Origin of the sequence: Ruminococcus sp. FMBCY1, assembly GCF_023921805.1 — a bacterium.
Lineage (GTDB): Bacteria > Bacillota > Clostridia > Oscillospirales > Acutalibacteraceae > Ruminococcoides > Ruminococcoides intestinale_A.
Genome location: NZ_CP074197.1, coordinates 1,376,926 through 1,400,229, shown reverse-complemented (window position 1 = coordinate 1,400,229; position 23,304 = coordinate 1,376,926). Strand labels below are relative to the sequence as shown.

The window sequence follows — 23,304 nt, the reverse complement described above, 5'->3', positions numbered from 1 at the left end:
TAAAACCGCCCTTCAAAGTAATATATTTAATCAGTGTAATCATATTTTATACCCCATAACAGCGTATGTCAATTAAAGAAAAATAAAAATCACGAAAGTTTCAAAAAAATTAAAAATAATTGTTGACAAATCAAATTTTATGTTATATAATAATGAAGCTGACTTGTTGAGGCGACAAAAATTAAATAATTTCGAGGTGTAGCTCAGTTTGGTAGAGTGCTTGGTTTGGGACCAAGATGCCGCAGGTTCAAGTCCTGTCACCTCGACCATAGAAAAACCGCACTATTAAGCCGTTTTCAGGCGTTTTAGTGCGGTTTGTTGTTTTTTGCTACCCACTTAAAACCATATAAAAAGGTATAAAAAATTGCAAACAGGTGGCTCAAGAGGTGGCTCAAAAAAAATTATGCTCCGAGAAAAAAATATAAATTCTCGGAGCATTTTTGCGAAAAATATTATACAAACTTTTAACTTACATTTTGTGCAAGATAACTATCGAGCTTTGAAACATTTGTTTTCTTCTTTTCAGCAACAAAATGCGTATATATGTTCATTGTTGTTTCAGGCTTACTGTGACCGAGCTGGTGCTGCACATAAAGTACATCGTAACCTGCATAAAACAAGTTCGTTGCGTGAGTATGTCTTAAATAATGAGCTGTAAAAGGCTGTATAATCTGCGGAACACCGTTAGGGTCGTATTTACTGCGTTTTCTCTCTATGTCAATTACACCGCTTTTACCGCTGTTATACACAACGATATTTAAGTCAGTCATATAGCTTTCCCACAGTCTGCGCCAAGCACTTTTATTCATTAATGCACCCTTTGCCGTTGTGACAACATAATCAAATGGGGTGTGGCTTGGCTGTACTTTCAAGAAATTCACAAGAGTTTGTGGTATGTCGACCGTGCGGATAGAATTATCGGTTTTTGCTCCCTGCTCAATAACTGCTTTACCCGATTTCGTCCTAAGAACTTGATGTACATTTATTGTTGCGTTACCCAAATCAATGTCGCACCATTGAAGTGCAAGACATTCACCAAGTCGCAGTCCGGATAAAAGCATTATCATTGCAGGTAACTGTGCTCTGTGTGGTGTGTTAATTATCAATGCTTGTTCTTCATTGGTTAATGCTCTGCGGTGTTTGGGTGCAGCGGCTGCGTTAGGGATTTCTATGTATTGTGCTGCGTTGTATTCCGTTACCCTATTCTTTATAGCATACTTAAAAACTTGACCTGCGGACATCTTAAATTCTTTTAAAGATTTTCTTGCAGTTGGCTTTCCTGTATGTGGATTTCTTTTTGCAAGACGGTCAATAATTCGTTGAAAGTCACCATAATTAAGTTTTAGCAGTTCATAGTTTCGTAATTCGTCAAAGTGTTCAATATTGCTTTTATAAGCCGCAAGCTGATTTTCAGTCACGAGGTTAGCTTTGTATTCAATCCAGGCGTCAACCCAATCTCCCCAAGTTACAAGTGAAGATATTACCGTACAACCTTTTGCGATTTTCTGTCGGATTTCCGCTTCTTTCTCTTTAACTTCCTTAACTGTCGAGCCGTAAACAGATTTATACTGCTTTTTACCGCTTTCATCACAACCGAGGAACACTCTAATGCGGTATCTGCCGTCTTTTTGTTTTTTCATTTTATAAACACTCCTTTTTAATGTAAAAAGGGTGCAAAAATCCCCTGAAATTCAATGCTTGAAAAATTCAGGGGATTGTGGTACAATATTATTGCGTTAATATCGTATCATCTGCACCCTGTGTAGGTGATCCCGCTCTGTTCGAGGACCAGTCGAGCAGGGCGGTTTTTTATATTATTGTTTAACTCCAAGATAATCAATTAAAGCGTTTTGAAATACTTTAGAGCAGTTTACGCCGTCCTTATCTGCCATATCTGCAAGCCAAGCCGGGAGAGAAAGAGTTTTCTTTACAAAGCGGTTGTTGAGCTTGTCACGAAAGGCAGGCATAAACACTTCAATAACAGCTGGGACTTGATTTTTTTCAAGTGTGATGTTCTGAATTTGTGTAGGTTCGGGAATTTCTTCGCCGTCCTGCTCAAGTCCCCAAAGGTGAAGTCCAAGTGCCTCGTGAGCGTTTTTTAATGCCTCTTCCATAGTATCGGCACAAGGCAGACAACCCGGTAAGTCAGGAAATTCAATAGAAATGCCGTCTTCTGCAACATCAAATACTGCAATGAACGAATATCTGTCTTTCATAGTAAAAACCTCCGTAATAGTTTTAAGGGGATGCAGGCATTATTCAAATTTAATGCCTGCTTGCTTTTCAATGCTCTTTAAGGTTTTAATCGGAAAATCTTTTCTCGGGTGAGTAACTGTTACTCTGCCTTTCTTGGTTGGGTGTTTAAATTGGTGGTGGTCGCCAACGCAACCGACCTCATACCAACCGTCAGCATTAAGAATTTTGATTACATCTCTTGAAGTATAGCTTTTCAACTTTATCTCCCCTTTATGTATATATTATAATACATAATTTATTATGTGTCAATAGCTTTTGATAAATAATTTATTACATAATATTGTAAAATCCCACAACTTTGCCAAGAATGCAGAGCAAAGTATTATTTTAGGGCGGATTTATTTACTCATCTTCTTCATCTATTGTGTAATCATTTGTATAATTTTCATTAGATGATTGAGATTGTCTAAATTCTTCTGCGAGCATAGTTTTATTAAATTCAGCAGTCGGCTCAATTTTGTTTACAAGCTCTTCAAGTTCATCTACTGTAGTATAGAAAAACTCCTTACGCATATTGACTTTATTAACTCTTTTATCGTTCAAAATGCTATGTAATTTACTTTCAAGTCCAACAGCATCTTCCGAAAAAATGAAACTATGTACATCAAATTTAAATGGTACAGAAGCATTTCCTAATTCGTTTACTCTGTCTTGCGGGTCAATTCTTCTTGTCATACCAACTTTAAATACATTTTCACCGAACGACCCAAGATTACTTATAATATATACATTACCTGCCTTACCATTTTGAAGTTGAACGATATTATCTTTTTTAATAGTGACATCAGCAAGTTTTGCTTGCAATTCGAGAATTTTAGCATTTAAAGCTTTACTTTCTTCATCTGCCGAAGCTTTTAACTGCTCTTTTAATTTTTCAATTTCATTGTTATATTTAAGTTCTTCGTTTTCAATCTTCTTCTTTTCCTGCTCAAGTGCCTTGCGTTCTTCAGCTTCTTGACGAATTTGCTCTTTAATAGCAAGTTGCTCTTGCTTCGCCTGCTCTTTTTTTACATAATAGTTATACTCTATTTTTACAGCATTTATAAATAAATATTCTATTTCGCCTATAAATTTTGTAAGAGTTCCAGCTATATTCTGATTACCTTGAGCTGCGATATTCAGATATTTTTGAGAAGTATTTTTTACTTGCTCAATAGCATTATCTAATTTTTCATATTTCAGATTATATAAGATATTCTGCAATTCTGCTCTTAAAGCTATTACCATTAAATCATAAATAGCTTGATTCGCCTTTGTAGTGTACCTGCTACGATATTGTGATAAAACTTTTTCGATTTGTTTGTCATTATCTTTAAATGCTTTTCTTAAACTTTTAACATCCATATAATGTAGCTTAAGAATAACAGACGGTGACAACTCTTCAAGTTCATCAAACTCTGATTTATATAATTTCAATTCTGCTAAATCAGGAGAATATTCAAAAAAATTAGATATAGAATAATCAATACTCTTGTATAGCTCTTTCGTTCTGTCTAATTTGTTTTTAGCTGTTTTTAATTTCTTTTCTGTTTTTTCGATTTCAACATTTAAGCTCAGTATTCTCTCATCTGTTTTAATCTTTAAATCATTAAGCTTTTCTTTTGCTGATTCAGTTTCATCGTTAAGCTTATTTTTTAATAAAGCACGCTGATTTTCAAGATTTAAAGCTTCTTCTTTGCTTTTCTCAATTTCTTGCTTTAATTGTTGAATAATTCTCTGTGATGTATCGTAATCATCAAAGCACAATTCGCTTAATTTTTGCTTTAACTCATCATTTTGTTTTTTTAGCGTTTCAATTTCACTCTTATATTGTGAAACTTTAAAAATATCAAAAAATCCCATTGCTAAGCTCCTCACATAATATAATATTTGACAAAATATATAATATATTGTAAAATAGATTTAGAGGAGTGCGTTTTCTTCTCACATCTTTTTTAGTCAGTCGTAGGTGGTGCTACGACTGACTTTTATTTTTATTAATAAATTGATTAAATTGTTTTATAACTTTTTGCTCGAGTGGGTGCTTATAAAAAGCATTTCTTTTTTCAAGCTCTTGCATACGCTCTGATCTATATGTCGCAGCTTCAAGACTTATATTACATAACCGAGATATTTCCTCAGCAGTTAAGGCTTTGAGTTCGTGCAATACACACGCAGGAGCAAGCAAGTCACGAGCGAATACATTAGCTGCGCTCTCGGTATCATTCTGTACTGCAAATGTTCTGTATGCTATTTTGTCCACGAGCATATGTCCGAGCAAAATGTGCCCTAATTCGTGAGCAATAGTAAACCTACAGCGCCGTGAACTATCTGTATCTCTATATACAATTATAAAACTGTTATTATTTACAATTGTAACACCGCTTGCATTGTTTTGAAGAATATTAACATCGCTGTTTTTAACTAAATTAATATCATTTGATTTTCTAACAATATTCGTAACCTCAATGGGTAGTGTCTTAATATCGTAGTCTAATATACATTGCCATGCGGCGTTACGAGCATTTTTGTATTTGCCGTAATCCATTCATCACACCTCGTAGGTATTTTAACCAACGAGGCATTTTTTATTTACAAATCAGATTCATCTTCAACGGATTTAGCATTTTTAAGTAATTCAAGTTTTTCTTTTGAAATTTTTTGAAATTCAATAGGTCTATTATCGCTGCTCCTCGCAGCGGTTAAAACTGTAACATACTCTTCACTTGAATCATCGTTAATATTTAGTAACTTATCAATAGCCGGTTGCATTTCAGGCTTATTTCTATATGCAACAACAAGTTTCTTTTCGTGTGCATTAAGAGTTAATTCTTTACTATCACAATTATAATTTGATCTATCCATAGGAACATCAAATCCCATTAACCAGGCTTCATTAACATTTAGTGCAAGACCCAATATGTATAATTTATTTTGTCCCGGTTCAACTTTACCACTAACATATTGACTTAAATCATTTTTATTAAGTTTAATTCCGTATTTTTCGCTATATGGAGCAGCTAAATTAAGAATATCAACTTGTTTAAGATTTAAATCTGACATTATTTGTTTCAATCTATATGAAGTTGTATACTTTTTCACTTATATCACCTTGCTTTAAGTGTATTGTAACACATCTTGAACAAAAGTTCAATAGCATATTGAAAAAAAGTTCAATTTTTTTGAAGAAAAGTATTGACATAGTAATCAAGCTGTGTTATTCTAAAATTGTTCAAAGAGATTGAACTACAAAGGAGTTGATTAAATGCCATTCGATTATAGAAAACTTGAAGGACTGGTTAAAGAAAAATGCAGGACTAGAGCCATTTTTGCATATAAAATGGGCTTATCAGAGCGAAGCATATCTTTAAAAATGAACGGAAAAACACAATGGAAACAAACCGAAATCTGCACAGCTTGTGAGATTTTAGGAATTAGTAATGAAGATATACCGAAATATTTTTTTGATCCAAAAGTTCAAAGCATTGAACATATTAAGACAGCATAAAAACTGAACAGAACAAATAAGAACAGATTGGAGGTGTAAAAATATATTTTCATTATATTTTTTGGGAGCAATCGGAGTTGCACTTGAAATAATTGCTTTAATTTATACATTTGCATACAAAAATTCCAAGTATGCTATATCAATAATAACACACATACTTGGAACCGTTTGCTGTTTATTATACTTATGTATTCTACTTATTTTGAAATTCTAACATTATATTTCTTAGCAATAATTTTTGCCAATGATTCTAAAGCAACTTTTGTTTCGGAATACTTAAAAGACGATATACCTTGATTTATAGAATCTATATAATGCCAATCTGATTCATCAATATATAAGTATATCTCCGTAGCACATTTTCCGAAATTAGATGATGCCTTTTTGTCATTGTAGTAGATAACTCTGCCGGCAGCTGATAGATAAGCTTCAATAACCTCGGCTCTATGCTTAATGTAAAAATCATTATTTTCTTTTACATTATTTGAGAGCATTGCCAAATTCTTCTCCTTAATTGAATAATGCCCATTTATTATTGCAGTGACTATCGGAGAAAGAACAGAAAATAAAAGTGCAGATATAGAAATTATTAAGGCAACAGTACTATCCATTATTACACCTCCTTACAATTTGATTTTAACATTGTAAGGAATAAAACACAATTAATTTTTACAAAGATATTAAAACAGCATAAGAGGTGATAACAATGTTTTTAAGTGTATACGCAGTAATTGCTACCGTTGTAGCGGTAGTAGCAATTATAAAAGCTGTGAAGTGGAAAATCGCAACAAGAGCAATTACACTATTTTGCGAAGAAAAGTTCAGGTCCCCCACTAAAGAAGAAATTGCCGACTGCACAAAGCGAGCAGCCGACAATACGATAAAGTTTAAATAATTCCAAATTGAGCTTTTATAAGTTCCGTTACAACATTTGAAGCAATTTGGGTAACTGCGGAAAGAGAGTTGCTACCAACAACTCCAGCAATCTTTTTAACCTTGCCCCATATATTATCATTACGAATATTAGCAAGAAATTGATGCCCATCAGGCGATAAATCTGCAATCGTTACATATTTTCCCCCATCAAATGAATGCACATCAATAATAAGATTTGCTATCTTACATTGTCTAATGTGGTAGAGTAGCTCCTCGGCAGAATATTTTTGGAGATTGTCAGGAAGAGTATCATCAAATTTTAACTCCAATATTCTGTGATAATCAACATCTTTTTCGATTGCGAGTAAAATATCACGAACACAATCCGAATTTAACCGCATAGCTTGCACCTCCTTTCATTGAAATTATATCACATTGTATTGAGGATGCAAAGCAACGAAACTAACAAAGAGGTGATTATATGAAAAGTAAAACGATAGTGGACTGGGATGAGGTTCCTGTAATAGTCGATGTGCCATATGTAGCAAGGCTGCTCGGCTTTAAAGCCGAAACCATAACGGAGAAGTGCAGAAGAAAGAAAATTCCTGCACACAAGGTACTTAACGAGTGGAGATTTTACAAAGAGGAACTTCAGGAGTTTTTAAGAGAGGAGTGATTATTATGAGAGTTGCAATTATTACAAAAGAGAGTATGTTTAAGCTTGTAAAGACATATGCAGGCAGTGTGTACGAAATGTACAGGGACGATTATTTTGCAATGGCAAAGAGTGCAGAGGACTGCAAGTTTGAGCTTAGAGAGGACAAGGCGGTACTTAGATTTAAGGGTGTTGAGATTTACCCTGATGATTACGAGGGCGACAAAGAGCAGGAGGCAGACGAATGGACAACGGCTACGCTGTATCGCAAGGGTTACCCTAATGAGAATGAGATTTGCTGGAGACTGTCTGTTGAGGTTGACGGTGAATACATTGAGTTTGAGGCAGGCGAGGAGCTTATGGAGCTTTGCGGAATGGAGCTTGAGTGATGGAAAGGCTTGAGAAGTATAACTTTAAGTGCACTTTGGTAAGTGCGGGGAAATACTGCAAAGGAGGCAACTGTTGTTTTTTCTGCGGTAAGAAAGGCGAGTGCGACAAGGCGTGTAAAAACGATCCTACGGCGTGCGGATATGCAAAGGAGATGAAGAACGAATGAGGACGGAAAACATACTTATCAACATTAAGGACGGCGAGGTAATGACATTGCAGGGACTTGATACAGTGACAGCCGAAAGGCTCGAAGACATACTAAACTATGTAGCTGAAACTAAAGAGAGCCTCGACAATCACAAACTTTGTAACAAAGCAGTCGGATTTAAGCGTGTTGTTAAGAACTGCAAGAAGTTTATTAAGTGCTGCAAGTATGCGGTTAAGGGTTAATACAGATGTTTAAAGTTAGGTGCAAAGAAGATATTTTTGAGCCGCTGGAGGAAAGTAATGACAGCAGAGGAGATTAAAGAGGCATTTATCAACAGAGAGCCTGTTGTGCTGAGCTTGCCGAATATGATTGAAAAACGATTTGACAGTATTAATGCTGTGATATACCGCAGAAGTCAAAAAGGCAGGATGATGGTATCGGTTGAACTTGTTGATATGGTTCAGACGGATATGGGAAAAAGGCAGCACCTTATTGTTGCAAGAGGTGCAAACATAAAAAAAGAGCGCTGACACAGGGCAGTGGTCAACGCTCAAGTAAGGCTTATTGCCTAAACTACATATTTATTATAGCAATAAGCCGCAGAAAAATCAAGAGGTGAAATTATGAAAAAGTCGATTGAAAAAAGGACAAGAATATTGCTGCTCGCTTTGGGCATTACTCCGAATCTGATAGGATACGGATATTCTGCAAGTGCGATTTGCAAGCTGATTGAGCAGAGAAAAGCACGCAAGAAGGTGAGCTATTGCAAGCTGTACGAGGAAGTAGGCAAAGAGTTCTTTTCTAACGGCAACAGAGTCGAGAGAGCAATAAGAAATGCAATAGCGAATACGCTGCCACGAAATAAAGTATTGTGGGAAAACATACTGAATTTCAAATGCAGCGGAAAGCTAACGGTGAGTGAGTTTTTATCGCTTTGTGCCGAAAAACTGTTGATGAGCGATGAATAAAATCAATTAACTGAGTTAATAAGCTCCGCACAGCTTGTTATATATTGGTAATTAACTTTTGTTGATTATTCTTCCTAAAATTTAATATACTGACTTGCATAATGTTACTGCGGAGCAGGTGCGGCTGCTCCGGCACACTAAAAATAAAAGAGGTTTTCACAATGGCAGAGAATATAATGGAAAGACTTAACAGAATTGGTGCTGAGAAGAAGATTGCTGATTTTAAAGTTAAGCAAAAACAAGATTATGAGTTTAAGAAAAGATATGCATATATAAGAGCATGGGAGTTTTATAACGAGGCTGCAAAGCGTGATTTAAATGTTCATGTGAGCGTAGGCGGACTTGACAGTATTACTTTGTTTATGTTTTTGAGGTCAATAGGAATTAATGCGCCCGGCGTAAGCGTTAGTATACTTGAAGATGTGAGCATTCAGAGAGTACATAAACAATTAGGAATTGAGCGCTTAAAGTCAGCTGTAAGATATGTTGACGAGAACGGAACGGAGCATAGATGGAAAAAGCCAGAGATATTGCAGGAGTTTGGATTTCCTGTATTGTCAAAAGAGATTGCAGGTAAGATTGAAACTTTGCAACATCCGACTGAGAAAAATAAAACAGTAAGACACGCAATAATAACAGGTGAAACGGGAGAGTTTGGCGGTTATAGGAAAAACACACGAATGAAACTGAGCAACAAATGGCTCGAGAAATTTGGCGGTTATGAGAACGAAAATGAGGGTGTGAATTATGGCATACCGAATTTTAAAGTTTCATCGAAATGCTGCTACTATTTAAAGGAAAAGCCTTGCGACGACTGGGCGAAAGAACATAACAGCGTGCCATATCTGGGACTTATGGCGTCTGAGGGTGGTAGAAGAGCAAAGTCACTTATGATTAATGGGTGTAACTATTTTGGCAAGACAACGGTGCGATCAGCTCCATTCGCTATTTTTAACAGGCAGGATATTTTACAGCTTGCGCTTGAGCTGGAAGTACCTGTTCCTGAAATTTACGGAACGATTGAGCGCAAAGATGACGGTACTCTGTATACAACAAAGGCACAGCGCACAGGCTGCTCTATGTGTGGATTTGGTATTCAACTTGAAAAAAGGCCGCATAGATTTGATTTGCTCAAAGAGCGAAACCCCAAAGAGTGGGAGTATTGGATGTACCGTTGTTGTAAAGACGAGGACGGAACTCAGTACGGCTGGGCAAGGGTGCTTGATTACATAGGGATAGAATATTGAGGTGAAAGGCTATGAAAAAAGTTTTAGACAGACTGGACAAGAAATGTATAGAGATAAGCAGATACAATAAGCTGCACAACACGCATTACAGCTATGGAGAGTACAGCGCTTTAGTGCGTGAGGGCAAGATTAGGGGCAGCGAGAAAGCAGGAGAAAAGAAAAAGGCAGGTAAAAAATGAGAAGGAACTGGACGCAGGAAGAGGTTGATTACTTACGGAATGCGTGGGGAAATGTTAGACTTGGGCTGATTTGTAAAAATTTGAGCAGGAGTGAAAACTCGGTGCTGCAAAAAGTTTACAGGCTGCACTTGGGAGCGTTCCTCGAAAACAGTATATATATCACTAAAAATCAGTTGTTTAAAGCATTGGGACTTAATTATTCGAACTCATATAGCAAAATTTCTTGGTTTTTGAGCAGAGGACTTAAAACTCATAAGGTAAGGCGCAATGAACAGGTCTTTGAAACGGTGATGATTGAAGAGTTTTGGGATTGGGCGTACAAGAATCAAGGCTTTTTGGATTTTTCAAAGTTTGAAAAGAATAGTTTGGGTGCAGAGCCTGAATGGGTTGACAGGAAAAGAAAGTCTGATATTGTGCGGATACAGCATATTAAGACTACGCCTTGGACAAAATGGGAGGACAACTACTTGAGCGAGCTGCTAAAAAAGCAGAAATACGGATACAAGGAGTTGTCAAAAATTCTATGCCGCTCAGAGGGGGCAATACAAAGGAGAATATGCGATCTTAACATTAGATACCGCCCGGTGAAAGCGGATAATCATATACCCTGGAGCGAGGAAGAATTTGAGATACTTGGAGAAATGATTAAGGAAGGCTGTAAGTACGAGGAAATATCAGAAAAAATAAACCGTTCCGCCAAAGCTATTAGAGGTCGAGTGTTTGACCATTATTTGACCGAGAGGCTTGATTTAGTTCGTGCATATATTGGGAATGACCGGTTTGGAGATAATATTCCGATTAGACCGCTAAAATACAGAAGGCTGATGGCTGAAGATGATAGAGCAGCGGCAAACAGTTTGCTTGCTGCTCTTGCAGGAGAGATTAGATGTATTGCTAAAGAGAAATCTCCTGTGGCAGATGAGTTCAAACAGTATTGGCAAAAAGATATGTGCAAGTTATGGGACGATGTAAAAGGATGTCTTGCAAATGAGAATGTCTGTGACAGCTGCACATCATTTAAGAGAGTTGAACCGCAGTTTTGCAAAAGGTGCGGTATTACTTTTTTTGAAAGGAAAAGTAACGACATATGTAATGCGTGCAGATCTGCGAGAATTAAGCAAGCTCAGAGGAAATATGCGATACTGAGCAATAAAAGGAGAATATAGATGAGAGAAATATTATTTAGAGGTAAATTCGGAAACGAATGGAAGTACGGATTTTTAAGTATTGAACCCCAGGGTCTGGTAATTAAAGAGCAGTACAAGAACAATACTTCAAATGTGTGGCATATTTACGCTGATACAGTTGGACAGTATACGGGCTTGACTGACAAAAACGGTACGAAAATTTTTGAGGGAGATATCCTTGATTTTTCTGACCGCTCGGATGGTGACGGCTATGGAGTTGTTGTGTATGACACAAATGAAACTGAATTTGGAATTGTGTATGATTCACTCTTTGAGGGATTAGGCAGACACTATCATTCAAAAAATATTGAAGTTATCGGCAACATCTATGACAATCCGGAACTTGTAGGAGATGAAAATAATGATTGATTGTTCAAGAACTGAAAATTACTTTGCCGAAAAGCAAAGGATGACGAAAAAACATAAACTAAATCACGGTGGATATGCATGTAAACTTAATTGTGCTGACTGCCCTTTGAGCCATTTAAATAATGGTTCTACGATGTTGTGTTCAGACTTTGAAGCACTCTATCCCGAAAAAGCTATTGAAAGCGTCCAAAAGTGGAGTAATGAACACCCACAGAAAACTTACTTAGGTGAGTTTTTAAAAAACTATCCGAATGCTCCTCTTAACCGTGACGGAGTGCCTAAAATGTGCCTATATGTCTTAGGATTTATGAGCATGGATGATTGTCGCGACGGCTGCATAGAATGTTGGAATCAGCCAATTAAGGAGTGATTTGGTTGAGTCAGAGAAAATCAATTTCCAAAGCAACAAGACTTAAAGTTTATGAGAAGTACAATGGACGGTGTGCTTATTGTGGTTGCACACTCACTTTAAAAGAAATGCAAGTTGACCATATACAGAGCGTGTATTGGTATAACGGTGCAAACGATATTGAAAATTATAATCCTGCCTGCAGGATGTGCAATTTTTACAAGTCAACAATGACAGTTGATGATTTTAGAAAACAGTTATGCACATTGCTTTTAAGGTTGGAAAAGGTCTTTATTTTTCGATTAGCTGTGAAGTATGGACTAATTAAAAAAACGGACAATCCAATTGAATTTTACTTTGAAAATCAAAATAAAACAGGTAAGGAGAGTGAAAACAATGACTAATTATGAGAAAATCAAATCAATGAGCATCCATGATATGACTCAATTCTTATTCATACACCAATTCGATAAGTGTGGAAATTGCGTTTATTACAAAAAGCAATGCAACGGTTATTACTTTGATGATAAAAGTTGTACCACAGGGATTAAAAATTGGCTTGAAAGTGAGGCAGAAGAATGACGCTTGATGAATTAAAAGCAGAAATAACGGAACGCATAGAAAGTGAGCAGGACAAGCTGAACAGGCTTAACGAAAGCAGAAAAGACAGGAACTACTACATAAGCGAGGGTATGCTGATTGCATTTCAAATTGTTTCAGATTATCTTGACGATTTGGAGGTGATACTTGATGAATAGCACAAGCCTTACAAAAAAAGAGCGAATACAAAAATTTGGAGAGGTTTTTACATCGGTTGAAACAGTGAACCAAATGCTTGATATGCTACCGCCCGAAACTTTTAAGCCTGAACGGACTTTCCTTGAGCCCTGCTGTGGTGAGGGAGTTTTTATAATCGAAATTTTAAAGCGCAAGTTTGCAAATTGCAAAAAGAGAAAAGACTACACTACATCGCTGAAATCTGTATACGGAATGGAATTACAGGCGGACAATGTTGAGAAATGTATTCAGAATGTTCTGAATTTGTGTGGTGAGTATTTCAAGGTTACTAAAACAGAGAAAATGATTGTTAATGAACATATAATGCAAGCCGACAGTCTTAAGGTTATGAATATGATAAATGAAAGGAGAATGTAGATGAGAGAAATATTATTCAGAGGCAAGAGAGTAGATAATGGTGCGTGGGTCGAAGGTTTATTGGCAATAATATGGTGGCAGTATCACATTATGCAACCTAATGATGAAAATACAGCTTACCCGATTATCCTCAAAACCATTGGACAGTACACAGGCTTTAAGGACAAGGACGGTGCTAAGATTTTTGAGGGTGATATTTTGGCGTTTGATGATATGGACGGCAGTAAAGGAATTTACGAAGTCTTTTGGGACGGCAATAACGGCAAGTTTGCTATTGCAGCAAGCGGCAACAGAAATTATGTTGATGATTTCGAGTTGTTTGAAAGGAACGAATATTTCAAGTGGTTTACGGTTATCGGCAATATCTATGATAATCCCGAACTTTTGGAGGAGTGAAAGTAATGACAAATGAGGCGTATGAGCAGATCAAGCTATTCAACTGGGTTGCATATGCAAGGAACACTTATCCACAGCTTGACTTGCTGTTTCATGTACCAAATGGCGGCAAGAGAAATCAGAAAGAGGCGTTTAACCTTAAAAGGCAAGGTGTGAGAGCCGGTGTGCCTGATTTGTGCCTGCCTGTATCGAGGGGTAAATATCACGCACTTTACATTGAACTCAAGGTGGGCAACAACAAGGCGACTGAAAAGCAGCGAAAATGGATTAAGAGGCTAAGAGAGCAGGGCAATTTGGCGCTCGTGTGTTACGGATGGGAGGAGGCCTCGGCTGTACTGCTTAAGTACATAAAGCTAAAGGCGGACAGTGAAGATGAAAAGCTGTGAGAATTGCAGGCATTTTACACGCTGCTCAGCGAGGAGCAGAGGAGTGTTGTGCAACTGCTACGAAAAATATACAAAAAGAAAGGATGAAACAAAGAAAATGGCAGAGGAAAAGGTACTGGTTTTTAAGTATGCCGAACCGGTTGGATATGAAGGCGAGATTAGAGGTATGGTTGAGATGATTGACAGGGTTGAGATTGAGAACTTTTTGAGGAGTGAGAAACTCAAAAACAAGGACTTGCTTAAAGGCAGAATTAAGATGATTTATTCGGGCAGCGGCAAGGATAATCTTGAGAACAAGGATACAGGCGAGATTTACAAGGGAACGGTTATGTTTGTAGGCGTTTCAAGAGAGGACATTGTTAATCTTACTGATAATCAGATTAAGGCAATTAAGTGTGTTTACAGAAAGGTGAGTTAGAGAATGTACGGGGGTATTGTAATTGCGTTATTTGCGGCTTATTCTTTTATCTTTTATGGAATTTACAGAATTGATAAAAAAAAACAAAAGAAGAGATAGAAAACTTGAAAAGCTGCATTACTCACAGGGACAAGTTGATGGATGAAATGTCGGAAGAGGCACAAAAGCTCGCAGATGAAAAAGAAAAAGCTGTAAAGGCTTGCAGAAAGTACAGAGAAAAGGTGAACCTTGTGTATGGAAATCTTAAGAATCTTAATGATACATACAGCAGCAATGAAGTGAACTTGTGCAAGGCGATTGAACAGAACATATACCTGAGCGGACAGCTGAAAGCGTATAAGGACGCATATGGTGAGATAAAACAGAGCGGGAATTAAGGTGTAACGGAAAGAAAAAAGCGGCCATTGAGCCGCTTGACTTTCCTGCTAAAGCAATTATTTAAGTGACGAACTTTGAGAAAGGATGTATAATATAATGTTTACATACAAAAGAACTATTAAAAGTGGTCCGCTTACAGAAATTGAATATTACAGATCCTTTCGCAAAATTGGAAAAAATTACGGGGGTAGAAAAATAAATCAGAGTCTTACACCCGAAAAGCAAAAAAGAGCTAACAGAATGCGAGCAATCAAAAATATGCAGAGGCTTATACTCTGCAATTTTACAAGCGGTGACTATTTTGTAAGGCTGAACGTGCCAAGGGCGGAGTTTACGGAAGATGAATTCGAAAAGATTGCAAGCAAATGGAAAAGAAAAATGCGTGACGCTTTTCGAAAAATTGGAAAAAAGTTTAAGTACATTTCGTTTACGGAGTGTGGAAAGCTGGGCAAGAACTGGCATATGCACATTATCGTGGAGCGTGAGGCTCTTGAATTTGTAGAAAAGTATTGGGAGTACGACGGCATAAACTTTACTGCACTATACACAAGCGGTTACTACGAAAAACTTGCGGAATACATAAGCAAAGATGTAGCAGGGGAAAAGAGGATAAGGACGGCGAGATGTCTTAAAAAGCCTGATGTTACTGTAAAAGAGGCAGGGCGCAGGGAGATTAAGAAACTTGAGCGTGGTGAAATGATAAAAATTCCTGACGGCTGTTTTATGCTCAAGGACGATGAGAACTACAATTACAACGATATAACAGGTGCAAGCTGGTACTTTGCTTTTTTGCCTCTTGCGTACGAAAAATTTGATATTTCATAAACAAGCTGTCTGCGGACGGCTTATTGGTGCAGGGGGGTGAACGAAATGGTGGACAAGAGTACGAAAGCAATTTGCCCATTTTTTTGCAAAAGCGTGAATTCAAAAAACTTGAAAAAGGCGAGGCTTTGCAAATTCCACAAGGCTATTATCTTGTGCGTGACGAAATGTGGATTAATGACTTCACTGGAGCAAGCTATCATTTTGTATTTATGCAATTGACTGCAACAAGGAGGCTGACAAACAATGAATCTAAAACAAATCAGAGAAATGAGTGACAATATCTGTAATTACAGAGTCAGGATAGCCACTCTTGAAGCAGAGGTAACGCACATTACCTCAAACATTACTGCTGCAAACGGAGCAAGTGCGTCAGGGAGCATTGACAAGATAGTGCCCCAAATAGCTGACCTTCGGAACGAATTACACAACACAGAAACGAGAAGAGCTGTTGCAATATGTAGTATACCAGCTGAAACAACAGAGGGCAGCTGCTTAATTTTGCATTTGCGTGATAAGCGTTCTTGGAAAGAAATAGCGTTCATTATGGGCGGAGGGAATACAGAGGACGGAGTGCGTATGATGTGCAATCGCTATGAGTGGTGAAAGTTGTTCGTTTGTTCGCTCGAGGGTGTGTTAGAATATAATTGAGCAAAGCTCAGAAAATACAAAGTTAAACAAGTCGCTGTTAATGCAGCGGCTTATTTATTTGCAAAATGATAAAAAGATATGTAACAACAGAATGGATAATACAACAAATACAGGACGGCAAAGCATACAGGTTCTATTTGACCGCTGACTGGCAAAGAGTGCGAGATAAAAAGCGTACAATGGAGCACGATGAATGTGAACGGTGCAGAGCCGTAGGAAAATATAGCCCCTGTGAAGTGGTGCATCACAAGAAGTACCTTAAAGCAAGACCTGATCTTGCTCTTGACATCAACAATCTTGAATGTTTGTGCAAAGATTGTCATTACAAAGAGCATCACAAACTGCAAGAAAAAATTTTTTCAGAAGAATTTTCCGAGAAATGGTAGCACCCCCGGGGTCAAAAATCGCACTTACCTCAAGCGTATGGATAACGGTGTACAGGGTAGACAATTTGTCCTCGCACGCACGCACGAGAAATTTTTGTGAAAGGATCAATAAAATGGCACAAGTTAAAATGGCAAAAATCAAAGAAAGCTTAATTGAACAACTCACATTAAAAGGAGCAGACATTGATGTGTATCGTGACTTAATCGAAAGTTACATTTTCTACACTAAACTTGAACGACAAATGCAAGCTGACATCAAGAAAAACGGCCTGTCATACAAGGCAATTTCCTCGACAGGTAAAGAATATACTAAAGACAATCCGTCAGTGAAAAATTCAATAATGTACAACAAGCAAAGACTTGCGATTCTTTCGCAAATGGGGCTATCAATCAACAAGGTCGAAAGTGATGTAAATGACGAACTGTAAATACCTTGACGATTACATAAAGCAAGTAAAAAGCGGTCAATATCGTGTATGCAAAGAGCAAATACAGCTTGTAAATTTCATAGAAAAAGTATTCGAAAACGAGCAAGTCTATGTTGACAGTGAGCAGGTTGAAAAGTATTTTGCACTACAGAAATATTTTCCATACGAATTATTTGCATGGGAAAAGTTTTGTTTTATTCTGCACAATTGCACATATTCCGCACCGGGCGTATTAAGATTTCCCGATTTAGTTTGTGTGGTCGGGCGAGGTGCAGGAAAAAACGGCTATCTTGCATTTGAAGATTTTTCTCTGCTCACGCCTGTCAACGGCATACGCAATTATGACATTGACATTTGTGCAACATCAGAAGAGCAAGCAAGCACAACTTTTAATGACATCTACGAGATTTTGGAAAACAATTCTACAAAAATGCAGCGGCATTTTAAGTGGAATAAAACAGAGATTACGAACATAAAGACTAATTCAACAATCAGATACAGAACTTCAAACAGCAAAACGAAAGACGGAGGCAGACCCGGCAAAGTAGATTTTGACGAAAAGCACGCATATGAAAATTATAAGCTCATTGATGTTTTCACAACAGGCTTAGGTAAAAAAGCTATGCCACGCAGAACAACAATTACAACTATGGGAGATGTTCGGGACGGGCCACTTGACAACGAGCTTGCCGCAGGTCTTGAAGTGCTGAATGGTGATGCACCTGACAACGGCACTCTTTATTTCATATGCAGGTTAGACAACGAAAAAGAGGTATATGAGCAAGAAAATTGGTACAAAGCAAATCCGTCGTTGCAATATTTTCCAAATTTGTTAAGAGAAATTCAAAAGGAATTTGAGGATTGGAAGCGTGACAAAGTAAACAATTCATCTTTTATGACTAAGCGTATGAATATCCCCAAAGGTACAGAAATGCACCCGGTTACAGCGTGGGAAAACATAAAAGCCACAAACAGACCGCTACCCGATTTGGAAGGCAAAACTTGTGTATTTGGTCTTGACTATACTAAAACAACAGATTTTCTCGGAGCAGGTTTGCTGTTTATGATTGATAACGAAATTGTTTGGAAACCGATGTCGTGGTATTGCTCACAATCCGCTGACCTCAGCAGAATTAAATTTCCGTATGATAAACAGCCTGACCTACAACGAGTTGATGGTGCAGAAATATCGCCACAAATTGTTGCAGAATGGCTCAAAGAACAGAAAAAGCACTACAACATCATAGCAGGAGCGTTGGATAACTACCGATACACTTTGCTCAAAAGTCCTCTATTGGAGTGTGGATTTGAGTGTGACCGCAAGGGTCTTAATAACTTAAAACTCGTTCGGCCGTCAGATAAAATGCTGGTAGCTCCGCTGATAGCGTCTGATTTTGCAAACCATAAAATCGTATGGGGTGATTCGGCGTTAATGCGTTGGTACACGAACAATACATCTGCAACAGAGGATAAAAATGGCAATATCAGCTACGGCAAAATCGAGCCAAAGTCGAGAAAAACAGACGGCTTTATGGCTTTTGTAGCAGCATATACACAATTAGATTTGCTCAGACAAAGCCAGCCTATTTCAACAGACAATTTTAAGAAATTTTTTAAAGCTATCAGCATATAAGGTGGTGATATTTTGAATATTTTTAGTTTTTTCCGCAGAAAAATTAAAGCAGCCCCTCAAGAAAATGACAACAGCTTTGATGATAGTTATTCTGCCGCCGAGCAGCGGTTTAGGCTAACAGAACTTGCACTGTTTACTGCAATTGATTTTATAGCCAAAAGCATTGCCAAGTGCGAATTTGTTACTGTAATTGATAACAAGGAGTACAAAGGGCTTGAATACTATCTATGGAATTATGCACCGAACAAACATCAGACGAAAGTCGAGTTTTTAACGCAGGCAATTTCAAAATTAATCTTTGACAACGAATTGTTAATTATTTCAACTGCTGATAATCAGTTGCTTATTGCAGATAGCTATTGCAAAACGGAATATGCTGTTTTTGATGATATTTTTACAAGTGTAACTTGCCGAAATTTTACATATCAGCGTACTTTTAGTGAAAGTGAAGTAATTTATTTAAAGTACAACAGCTTTGCTCTCAGAGGCTTATTAGCCGAAATGTGCACTACATACGAGCAGCTTATGATGTCTGCTCAAGAGCGCTACAATAAAGCCGCAGGGCATAAAGGTATAGTAACTTTTGAAAACTTCAACTTTGGCGATAAAGATTTTAACGAAACATTTTCTGAAATTCTCGGAAAGCAGTTCAAAAAATATTATGAGTCAAAAAATGCTGTACTACCTATTTTCAAAGGAATGAAGTATACAGAGCCTGCAACAGAGGCAGGGAAAACTACAAACAGTGAAATTACCGATATTCAAAAGCTAAGAGCAGAGGCATATGCAACTGTTGGAAACGCTTTACACATTCCGCCGGCTATCCTTAGTGGCGAGGCATCTATGCTTTCAGACGCTATGGATTGTGCTATCTCAAATGCAATAGATCCTCTTGCTCAAATGCTCGAACAAGAAATTACAAAAAAGAAATTTGGAAATTCCGAATTTTTAAAAGGCAATTATATGCTTATTGATACAACAACCGTTAAGCATATAGATGCGATAAGCAATGCAAATAATCTTGACAAATCAATAGCAAGCGGTGTTCTTTCCCCTGCCAAGGCTCAAAAGTATTGTAATATGCTGCCTTGCGAAGAAGAATGGGCACAGAAATATTACATTACAAAGAACTATCAGACAGCAGATGAAACATTGAAAGGTGGTGAAACTCAGTGAAAGAAAGAAACTACAAAATCAGGCAGATTGCGGATGAAAATGTCTTGCAAATCTATTTGTACGGTGAAATTGAACCGGGGTATTTAGACTGTTGGGGCTATTACTACGGTTCAACTACAAGTGCAGAGTATATCCGCAAAGCAGTTGATAAAGCGGGGGCTATTAGCAGTATCGAACTGTACATCAATTCAGTTGGTGGTTATGTTGACGAAGGTGTTGCTATTTACAATCTGTTAAAAAGGCAGAATGTACCTGTTACTGCGTATATTGACGGTATGGCGTGTTCAATTGCAAGTGTAGTAGCTATGGCAGCGGATAAAATCATAATGCCGTCTAATACAACAATGATGATTCATCACGCTATCGGTGCTTGCTACGGTAACGCTAAGGAACATAGAGAATACGCCGAACAGCTTGATAAAATCAGCGAAGCAAGCACAAATTCATATCTTGTACACGCAGGCGATAAGCTTACGAGAGATGTGCTCGAGCCACTACTTGACGCTGAAACATTCCTTACTGCACAGGAGGCACTCGAACTCGGCTTGTGTGATGAAATTCTCGACCCTGTTGACTTAACGGATTCAAAAGAAGTTATCGAACAGGCTGAACAGAGAAAAAATCCTAAAGCAAAACAAGCAGCGGCAGAACTCACAAAAATGCTTGGTAAAAAGCTACAGGAACCAAACCTCACTCAGCACGAAAAAGACAGCTTTGATTTTTTTGAAACATTTTTCAAAAACAAAAACTATTTATAAAGGAGATTAAAAATGAAAAATCTTGATTTTATCAACAATGCAAAAACAAATTTTGCAAAGCAGTTGAAGGAAGCGTTCGCAGACAAAGACGAAGCTAAGATGACATCTGCGTTTGAGCAGTACGCTACAAGTCTTCAGCAGGCTATTATCGACACAGCAGCGGAAGTAGGTGCGACCGCCGACAACGCTATCCTTGCAAAAAGAGGGTTCCGCCAGCTCACATCAGCTGAGCAGACCTTTTACAACAACATTAAAACTGCATCTAAGTCGGTCGATGTTAAGCAGAGCCTTGCAGGTCTTGATGTAACTATTCCGCAGACTGTAATTGATACAGTTCTTGAAGACATTTCAAATGAGCATCCACTTCTTGATGCTATCAATATTGAAAACACTTACGGCTCAGTGAAAGCAATTTTTGCAACTGATACAAAGCAGATGGCGGCTTGGGGCGCTCTTAATTCTCAGATTGCACAGGAACTTGCTGGCACTATCGAAGAAAAAGACTTCTCGGCATCAAAGCTTACAGCATTTATTCCTGTTCCAAAGGATATGCTTGAACTCGGAGCTACATACATTGACGCTTATGTTCGCAGAATTCTTGCTGACGCTCTTGCTTACGGACTTGAAGACGGTTTTATCAATGGTGACGGCAAAAACAAGCCTGTGGGTATTCTCAAGAATATTAACGGCGCAGTAACCGCAGGTGCATTTCCTGACAAGACAGCGACTAAAGTTACAAAACTTGACATTAAGTCATATATGCCTCTAATTGGTAAGATTGCAAAAGGCAAAGGTGGCAAAACTAAGTCAGTGCCGTTTGTTGACTTAATTGTCAATCCTGTTGATTACCTCACGAAGGTTATTCCTGCAACTACAGTTCTCGCTACTGACGGTAGCTATAAAAACAACATTTTCCCTTATCCTACACGAGTATTTCAGTCTGAAATGATTGCAGTAGGTACTGCTGCTCTTGGCCAGCTTTCTAAATACAAAGCCTGCGTATCGACAGGCAAGGGCGGTAAACTCGAATACTCTGATCAGAACCAGTTTCTCGAGGACAATCGTGTATACACAATTAAAACATTCGCAACAGGTTTCTCGTATGATGAAACTGATTTCTTAAAGCTTGATATCAGCGCTCTTGAACCGCTCGCTATCGAGGTTACTCTCAATTCTAAATCATCAACATAATAAGCAGGAGGTGTTGAATTATGGCACAGTTAATTGATGATGTGATTAATATGCTTGATTTTGACAGCGAACACATCAAAACTGACGATAGCGCAAAATCAAAAATTAATATCATAATTGAAAATGGCAAGCAACACCTCCGCTCTTTCCATCCTGCCTTAACTGATGAGGATTTCATACGCTCTACAAGAGCAAGAAGTTTGTTGTTTGACTACTGCCGATATGCTTACAGCAACGCAACAGAACAGTTTGACAACAACTTTGCAGCGGATATTTTGATGTTAAGGCAAGAATATGAGGTAAAAGCTTATGACTCAAAGTGATATTAAGTTTTTGACATTTAATGACGGTGTAGCTTTTGTTTTTGATACAGACGAAAACGATACTATTATCGCTAACACAGCACGAAAGTATCGCTTTGGCAACGAAAAAGTCGGGGTTACTCGTTACTATGGTGCAAAGCAAAATGATATTGAACTTTCTAAAGTGATACATATACATTGTGATGAGAAAATTCAGCCGGATATGGCTTTGGTAATTGACTGCACAAGATACAAAATTGAGCAGGTACAACATGACAGATGTAAAAATCCACCTTGCACTATTTTATCTTTGTCCTGCCGAGGCTTATACAAGGAGAAAGCAAATGACTTTTAAAAATTATGACGAATTCGTCGGCTTACTTGAAACTTGCAACTTCAAAGTTGCCGAAGCTGATTTTAGCAAACCAGTTGAAACTCCATTTATTGCCTATTTCAAAGATGAAGATAAAAATGTATATGCAGACGGAAAAGTTATTTTTACTTTATATAGCAAGATTGATATTGAGCTATATACAGACAGAACAGACCATGCAAGCGAAGAAAAATTTGCAGAATGGCTTAATAGCAATAATCTTGTTTGGAAAAAGACTAACCGAGCGTGGATTGCGGCAGAAAAAATGTGTGTATCATATTATGAAGTAAGAGTTGATTACAAAATATGAGCAACAAAAAATGCGGTATCGACAGAATTGGCGAAACTATATCTCGTGAAGTTGCAGGGTATACGGCAGACATACAAATTGGCGTAATACAACTTGTTAATACTAAAGCAGATGAGCTTAAAGAAGCAATTAAAAAAGCGGCACCTGTTGGCAAAAGAAAAAAATATCGCAGATCGTTCAAAGTAAAAGTTACAAACGAACTTAATGCTTACTATGAAAAGACAGTCTTTGCCTCAGGCAAAGAATACAGGCTTACACACTTGCTCGAAAAACCTCACGCAAGCAGAAAAGGCGGAACTGTAATGCCAAAAGTGCACATTGCTCCTGCAAGCGAGCAAATTCACAAAGAATTTGAAAATGAAGTTAAAAAACTAATTCTCTCTTCAAAGGCAATGGGTGGAGGAATTAAAAGAAAATAACGAAGGAGATT

41 protein-coding genes and 1 tRNA gene are annotated in these 23,304 nt (G+C 37.7%); 34 read left to right on the top strand and 8 right to left on the bottom strand.

Annotation, left to right across the window (positions count from 1 at the left end; genetic code table 11):
* Window positions 1–192 precede the first annotated feature (192 nt).
* Window positions 193–269 (top strand) — tRNA-Pro (locus KGF34_RS06920).
* A 195-nt stretch (window positions 270–464) separates the two neighbouring features.
* Here KGF34_RS06920 and KGF34_RS06915 read toward each other — a convergent pair.
* The 6 genes from KGF34_RS06915 to KGF34_RS06890 form a co-directional block, all read right to left on the bottom strand.
* The gene (locus KGF34_RS06915; protein WP_252558547.1) at window positions 465–1,640 is read right to left on the bottom strand and encodes a site-specific integrase; all 1,176 of its coding nucleotides are present in this window, start codon (window positions 1,638–1,640) and stop codon (window positions 465–467) included.
* 174 nt (window positions 1,641–1,814) lie between these two features.
* Complete coding sequence (locus KGF34_RS06910; RefSeq protein ID WP_252558546.1) at window positions 1,815–2,216, bottom strand: type II toxin-antitoxin system HicB family antitoxin; 402 nt, start codon at window positions 2,214–2,216, stop codon at window positions 1,815–1,817.
* A 39-nt stretch (window positions 2,217–2,255) separates the two neighbouring features.
* Window positions 2,256–2,453, bottom strand: a complete 198-nt coding sequence (locus KGF34_RS06905; RefSeq protein ID WP_252558545.1) for a type II toxin-antitoxin system HicA family toxin — start codon at window positions 2,451–2,453, stop codon at window positions 2,256–2,258.
* Window positions 2,454–2,598: 145 nt separating this feature from the next.
* Window positions 2,599–4,098 (bottom strand): GIY-YIG nuclease family protein, encoded by a 1,500-nt coding sequence (locus KGF34_RS06900; protein WP_252558544.1) that lies wholly within the window; start codon window positions 4,096–4,098, stop codon window positions 2,599–2,601.
* A gap of 112 nt (window positions 4,099–4,210) precedes the next feature.
* Window positions 4,211–4,783: an ImmA/IrrE family metallo-endopeptidase gene (locus KGF34_RS06895; RefSeq protein ID WP_252558543.1), complete on the bottom strand. Its 573-nt coding sequence runs from the start codon at window positions 4,781–4,783 to the stop codon at window positions 4,211–4,213.
* A gap of 44 nt (window positions 4,784–4,827) precedes the next feature.
* A complete protein-coding gene (locus KGF34_RS06890) occupies window positions 4,828–5,337 on the bottom strand; it encodes a hypothetical protein (protein ID WP_252558542.1) in 510 nt (169 codons plus the stop codon).
* A 163-nt stretch (window positions 5,338–5,500) separates the two neighbouring features.
* Here KGF34_RS06890 and KGF34_RS06885 point away from each other — a divergent pair, with 163 nt between their 5' ends.
* Window positions 5,501–5,743 carry a DUF739 family protein gene (locus KGF34_RS06885; RefSeq protein WP_252558541.1) on the top strand — a complete coding sequence of 81 codons (243 nt, stop codon included), beginning with the start codon at window positions 5,501–5,503 and terminating at the stop codon, window positions 5,741–5,743.
* 197 nt (window positions 5,744–5,940) lie between these two features.
* On the opposite strand, the gene KGF34_RS06880 is transcribed toward KGF34_RS06885, so the two are convergent.
* A complete protein-coding gene (locus KGF34_RS06880; protein WP_252558540.1) occupies window positions 5,941–6,354 on the bottom strand; it encodes a hypothetical protein in 414 nt (137 codons plus the stop codon).
* A gap of 95 nt (window positions 6,355–6,449) precedes the next feature.
* Here KGF34_RS06880 and KGF34_RS06875 point away from each other — a divergent pair, with 95 nt between their 5' ends.
* On the top strand, window positions 6,450–6,638 hold the full coding sequence (locus tag KGF34_RS06875; protein ID WP_252558539.1) for a hypothetical protein: 189 nt from the start codon (window positions 6,450–6,452) through the stop codon (window positions 6,636–6,638).
* Here the strand turns inward: KGF34_RS06875 and KGF34_RS06870 are convergent.
* On the bottom strand, window positions 6,631–7,020 hold the full coding sequence (locus KGF34_RS06870) for a DUF2513 domain-containing protein (protein WP_252558538.1): 390 nt from the start codon (window positions 7,018–7,020) through the stop codon (window positions 6,631–6,633). The genes KGF34_RS06875 and KGF34_RS06870 overlap by 8 nt on opposite strands.
* Before the next feature lie 80 nt (window positions 7,021–7,100).
* Here KGF34_RS06870 and KGF34_RS06865 point away from each other — a divergent pair, with 80 nt between their 5' ends.
* From KGF34_RS06865 to KGF34_RS06715, 31 genes are all read left to right on the top strand, one after another.
* Window positions 7,101–7,295, top strand: a complete 195-nt coding sequence (locus KGF34_RS06865) for a helix-turn-helix domain-containing protein (protein WP_252558537.1) — start codon at window positions 7,101–7,103, stop codon at window positions 7,293–7,295.
* A gap of 5 nt (window positions 7,296–7,300) precedes the next feature.
* Window positions 7,301–7,663 (top strand): hypothetical protein, encoded by a 363-nt coding sequence (locus KGF34_RS06860; RefSeq protein ID WP_252558536.1) that lies wholly within the window; start codon window positions 7,301–7,303, stop codon window positions 7,661–7,663.
* A complete protein-coding gene (locus KGF34_RS06855; RefSeq protein ID WP_252558535.1) occupies window positions 7,663–7,830 on the top strand; it encodes a hypothetical protein in 168 nt (55 codons plus the stop codon). Before KGF34_RS06860 ends, KGF34_RS06855 begins: the two co-directional genes overlap by 1 nt.
* Entirely contained in the window at window positions 7,827–8,054 is a 228-nt protein-coding gene (locus KGF34_RS06850; protein WP_252558534.1) for a hypothetical protein, read from the top strand. The genes KGF34_RS06855 and KGF34_RS06850 overlap by 4 nt, the downstream gene beginning before the upstream one ends.
* A gap of 57 nt (window positions 8,055–8,111) precedes the next feature.
* Window positions 8,112–8,342 (top strand): hypothetical protein, encoded by a 231-nt coding sequence (locus KGF34_RS06845; protein ID WP_252558533.1) that lies wholly within the window; start codon window positions 8,112–8,114, stop codon window positions 8,340–8,342.
* A 93-nt stretch (window positions 8,343–8,435) separates the two neighbouring features.
* Complete coding sequence (locus tag KGF34_RS06840; RefSeq protein ID WP_252558532.1) at window positions 8,436–8,780, top strand: sporulation initiation factor Spo0A C-terminal domain-containing protein; 345 nt, start codon at window positions 8,436–8,438, stop codon at window positions 8,778–8,780.
* 161 nt (window positions 8,781–8,941) lie between these two features.
* Window positions 8,942–10,027, top strand: coding sequence for a hypothetical protein (locus KGF34_RS06835; protein WP_252558531.1), 1,086 nt, complete (start codon window positions 8,942–8,944; stop codon window positions 10,025–10,027).
* 11 nt (window positions 10,028–10,038) lie between these two features.
* Entirely contained in the window at window positions 10,039–10,206 is a 168-nt protein-coding gene (locus KGF34_RS06830) for a hypothetical protein (protein WP_252558530.1), read from the top strand.
* 230 nt (window positions 10,207–10,436) lie between these two features.
* Window positions 10,437–11,372, top strand: coding sequence for a hypothetical protein (locus KGF34_RS06825; protein ID WP_252558529.1), 936 nt, complete (start codon window positions 10,437–10,439; stop codon window positions 11,370–11,372).
* The gene (locus tag KGF34_RS06820; RefSeq protein ID WP_252558528.1) at window positions 11,373–11,762 is read left to right on the top strand and encodes a YopX family protein; all 390 of its coding nucleotides are present in this window, start codon (window positions 11,373–11,375) and stop codon (window positions 11,760–11,762) included.
* Window positions 11,755–12,132 (top strand): hypothetical protein, encoded by a 378-nt coding sequence (locus KGF34_RS06815; RefSeq protein WP_252558527.1) that lies wholly within the window; start codon window positions 11,755–11,757, stop codon window positions 12,130–12,132. Before KGF34_RS06820 ends, KGF34_RS06815 begins: the two co-directional genes overlap by 8 nt.
* Window positions 12,133–12,137: 5 nt before the next feature.
* Window positions 12,138–12,515 (top strand): HNH endonuclease signature motif containing protein, encoded by a 378-nt coding sequence (locus KGF34_RS06810; protein ID WP_252558526.1) that lies wholly within the window; start codon window positions 12,138–12,140, stop codon window positions 12,513–12,515.
* A 174-nt stretch (window positions 12,516–12,689) separates the two neighbouring features.
* The gene (locus tag KGF34_RS06805) at window positions 12,690–12,869 is read left to right on the top strand and encodes a hypothetical protein (RefSeq protein ID WP_252558525.1); all 180 of its coding nucleotides are present in this window, start codon (window positions 12,690–12,692) and stop codon (window positions 12,867–12,869) included.
* Complete coding sequence (locus tag KGF34_RS06800) at window positions 12,862–13,266, top strand: N-6 DNA methylase (protein WP_252558524.1); 405 nt, start codon at window positions 12,862–12,864, stop codon at window positions 13,264–13,266. Before KGF34_RS06805 ends, KGF34_RS06800 begins: the two co-directional genes overlap by 8 nt.
* Window positions 13,267–13,662, top strand: coding sequence for a YopX family protein (locus tag KGF34_RS06795; protein ID WP_252558523.1), 396 nt, complete (start codon window positions 13,267–13,269; stop codon window positions 13,660–13,662).
* A 5-nt stretch (window positions 13,663–13,667) separates the two neighbouring features.
* A complete protein-coding gene (locus KGF34_RS06790) occupies window positions 13,668–14,048 on the top strand; it encodes a VRR-NUC domain-containing protein (RefSeq protein WP_252558522.1) in 381 nt (126 codons plus the stop codon).
* Complete coding sequence (locus KGF34_RS06785) at window positions 14,035–14,466, top strand: hypothetical protein (RefSeq protein ID WP_252558521.1); 432 nt, start codon at window positions 14,035–14,037, stop codon at window positions 14,464–14,466. The genes KGF34_RS06790 and KGF34_RS06785 overlap by 14 nt, the downstream gene beginning before the upstream one ends.
* 137 nt (window positions 14,467–14,603) lie before the next feature.
* Entirely contained in the window at window positions 14,604–14,843 is a 240-nt protein-coding gene (locus KGF34_RS06780) for a hypothetical protein (RefSeq protein WP_252558520.1), read from the top strand.
* Between the two features lie 97 nt (window positions 14,844–14,940).
* Window positions 14,941–15,669: a hypothetical protein gene (locus KGF34_RS06775; protein WP_252558519.1), complete on the top strand. Its 729-nt coding sequence runs from the start codon at window positions 14,941–14,943 to the stop codon at window positions 15,667–15,669.
* An 83-nt stretch (window positions 15,670–15,752) separates the two neighbouring features.
* Window positions 15,753–15,944 carry a hypothetical protein gene (locus tag KGF34_RS06770; protein WP_252558518.1) on the top strand — a complete coding sequence of 64 codons (192 nt, stop codon included), beginning with the start codon at window positions 15,753–15,755 and terminating at the stop codon, window positions 15,942–15,944.
* Window positions 15,913–16,272, top strand: coding sequence for a hypothetical protein (locus tag KGF34_RS06765; protein WP_252558517.1), 360 nt, complete (start codon window positions 15,913–15,915; stop codon window positions 16,270–16,272). Before KGF34_RS06770 ends, KGF34_RS06765 begins: the two co-directional genes overlap by 32 nt.
* 110 nt (window positions 16,273–16,382) lie before the next feature.
* Window positions 16,383–16,703 carry an HNH endonuclease gene (locus KGF34_RS06760; RefSeq protein ID WP_252558516.1) on the top strand — a complete coding sequence of 107 codons (321 nt, stop codon included), beginning with the start codon at window positions 16,383–16,385 and terminating at the stop codon, window positions 16,701–16,703.
* A gap of 113 nt (window positions 16,704–16,816) precedes the next feature.
* On the top strand, window positions 16,817–17,131 hold the full coding sequence (locus KGF34_RS06755; protein WP_252558515.1) for a P27 family phage terminase small subunit: 315 nt from the start codon (window positions 16,817–16,819) through the stop codon (window positions 17,129–17,131).
* Window positions 17,118–18,764: a terminase large subunit gene (locus KGF34_RS06750; RefSeq protein ID WP_252558514.1), complete on the top strand. Its 1,647-nt coding sequence runs from the start codon at window positions 17,118–17,120 to the stop codon at window positions 18,762–18,764. Before KGF34_RS06755 ends, KGF34_RS06750 begins: the two co-directional genes overlap by 14 nt.
* 12 nt (window positions 18,765–18,776) lie before the next feature.
* Entirely contained in the window at window positions 18,777–19,940 is a 1,164-nt protein-coding gene (locus tag KGF34_RS06745) for a phage portal protein (protein WP_252558513.1), read from the top strand.
* On the top strand, window positions 19,937–20,698 hold the full coding sequence (locus tag KGF34_RS06740) for a head maturation protease, ClpP-related (RefSeq protein WP_252558512.1): 762 nt from the start codon (window positions 19,937–19,939) through the stop codon (window positions 20,696–20,698). The genes KGF34_RS06745 and KGF34_RS06740 overlap by 4 nt, the downstream gene beginning before the upstream one ends.
* 12 nt (window positions 20,699–20,710) lie before the next feature.
* Window positions 20,711–21,889, top strand: a complete 1,179-nt coding sequence (locus tag KGF34_RS06735; RefSeq protein ID WP_252558511.1) for a phage major capsid protein — start codon at window positions 20,711–20,713, stop codon at window positions 21,887–21,889.
* Between the two features lie 20 nt (window positions 21,890–21,909).
* The gene (locus tag KGF34_RS06730) at window positions 21,910–22,212 is read left to right on the top strand and encodes a hypothetical protein (RefSeq protein WP_252558510.1); all 303 of its coding nucleotides are present in this window, start codon (window positions 21,910–21,912) and stop codon (window positions 22,210–22,212) included.
* Window positions 22,199–22,546 (top strand): hypothetical protein, encoded by a 348-nt coding sequence (locus KGF34_RS06725; protein ID WP_252558509.1) that lies wholly within the window; start codon window positions 22,199–22,201, stop codon window positions 22,544–22,546. The genes KGF34_RS06730 and KGF34_RS06725 overlap by 14 nt, the downstream gene beginning before the upstream one ends.
* The gene (locus KGF34_RS06720) at window positions 22,536–22,874 is read left to right on the top strand and encodes a hypothetical protein (RefSeq protein ID WP_252558508.1); all 339 of its coding nucleotides are present in this window, start codon (window positions 22,536–22,538) and stop codon (window positions 22,872–22,874) included. Before KGF34_RS06725 ends, KGF34_RS06720 begins: the two co-directional genes overlap by 11 nt.
* Entirely contained in the window at window positions 22,871–23,293 is a 423-nt protein-coding gene (locus KGF34_RS06715; RefSeq protein ID WP_252558507.1) for a hypothetical protein, read from the top strand. The genes KGF34_RS06720 and KGF34_RS06715 overlap by 4 nt, the downstream gene beginning before the upstream one ends.
* The last annotated feature ends 11 nt before the right edge of the window (window positions 23,294–23,304 follow it).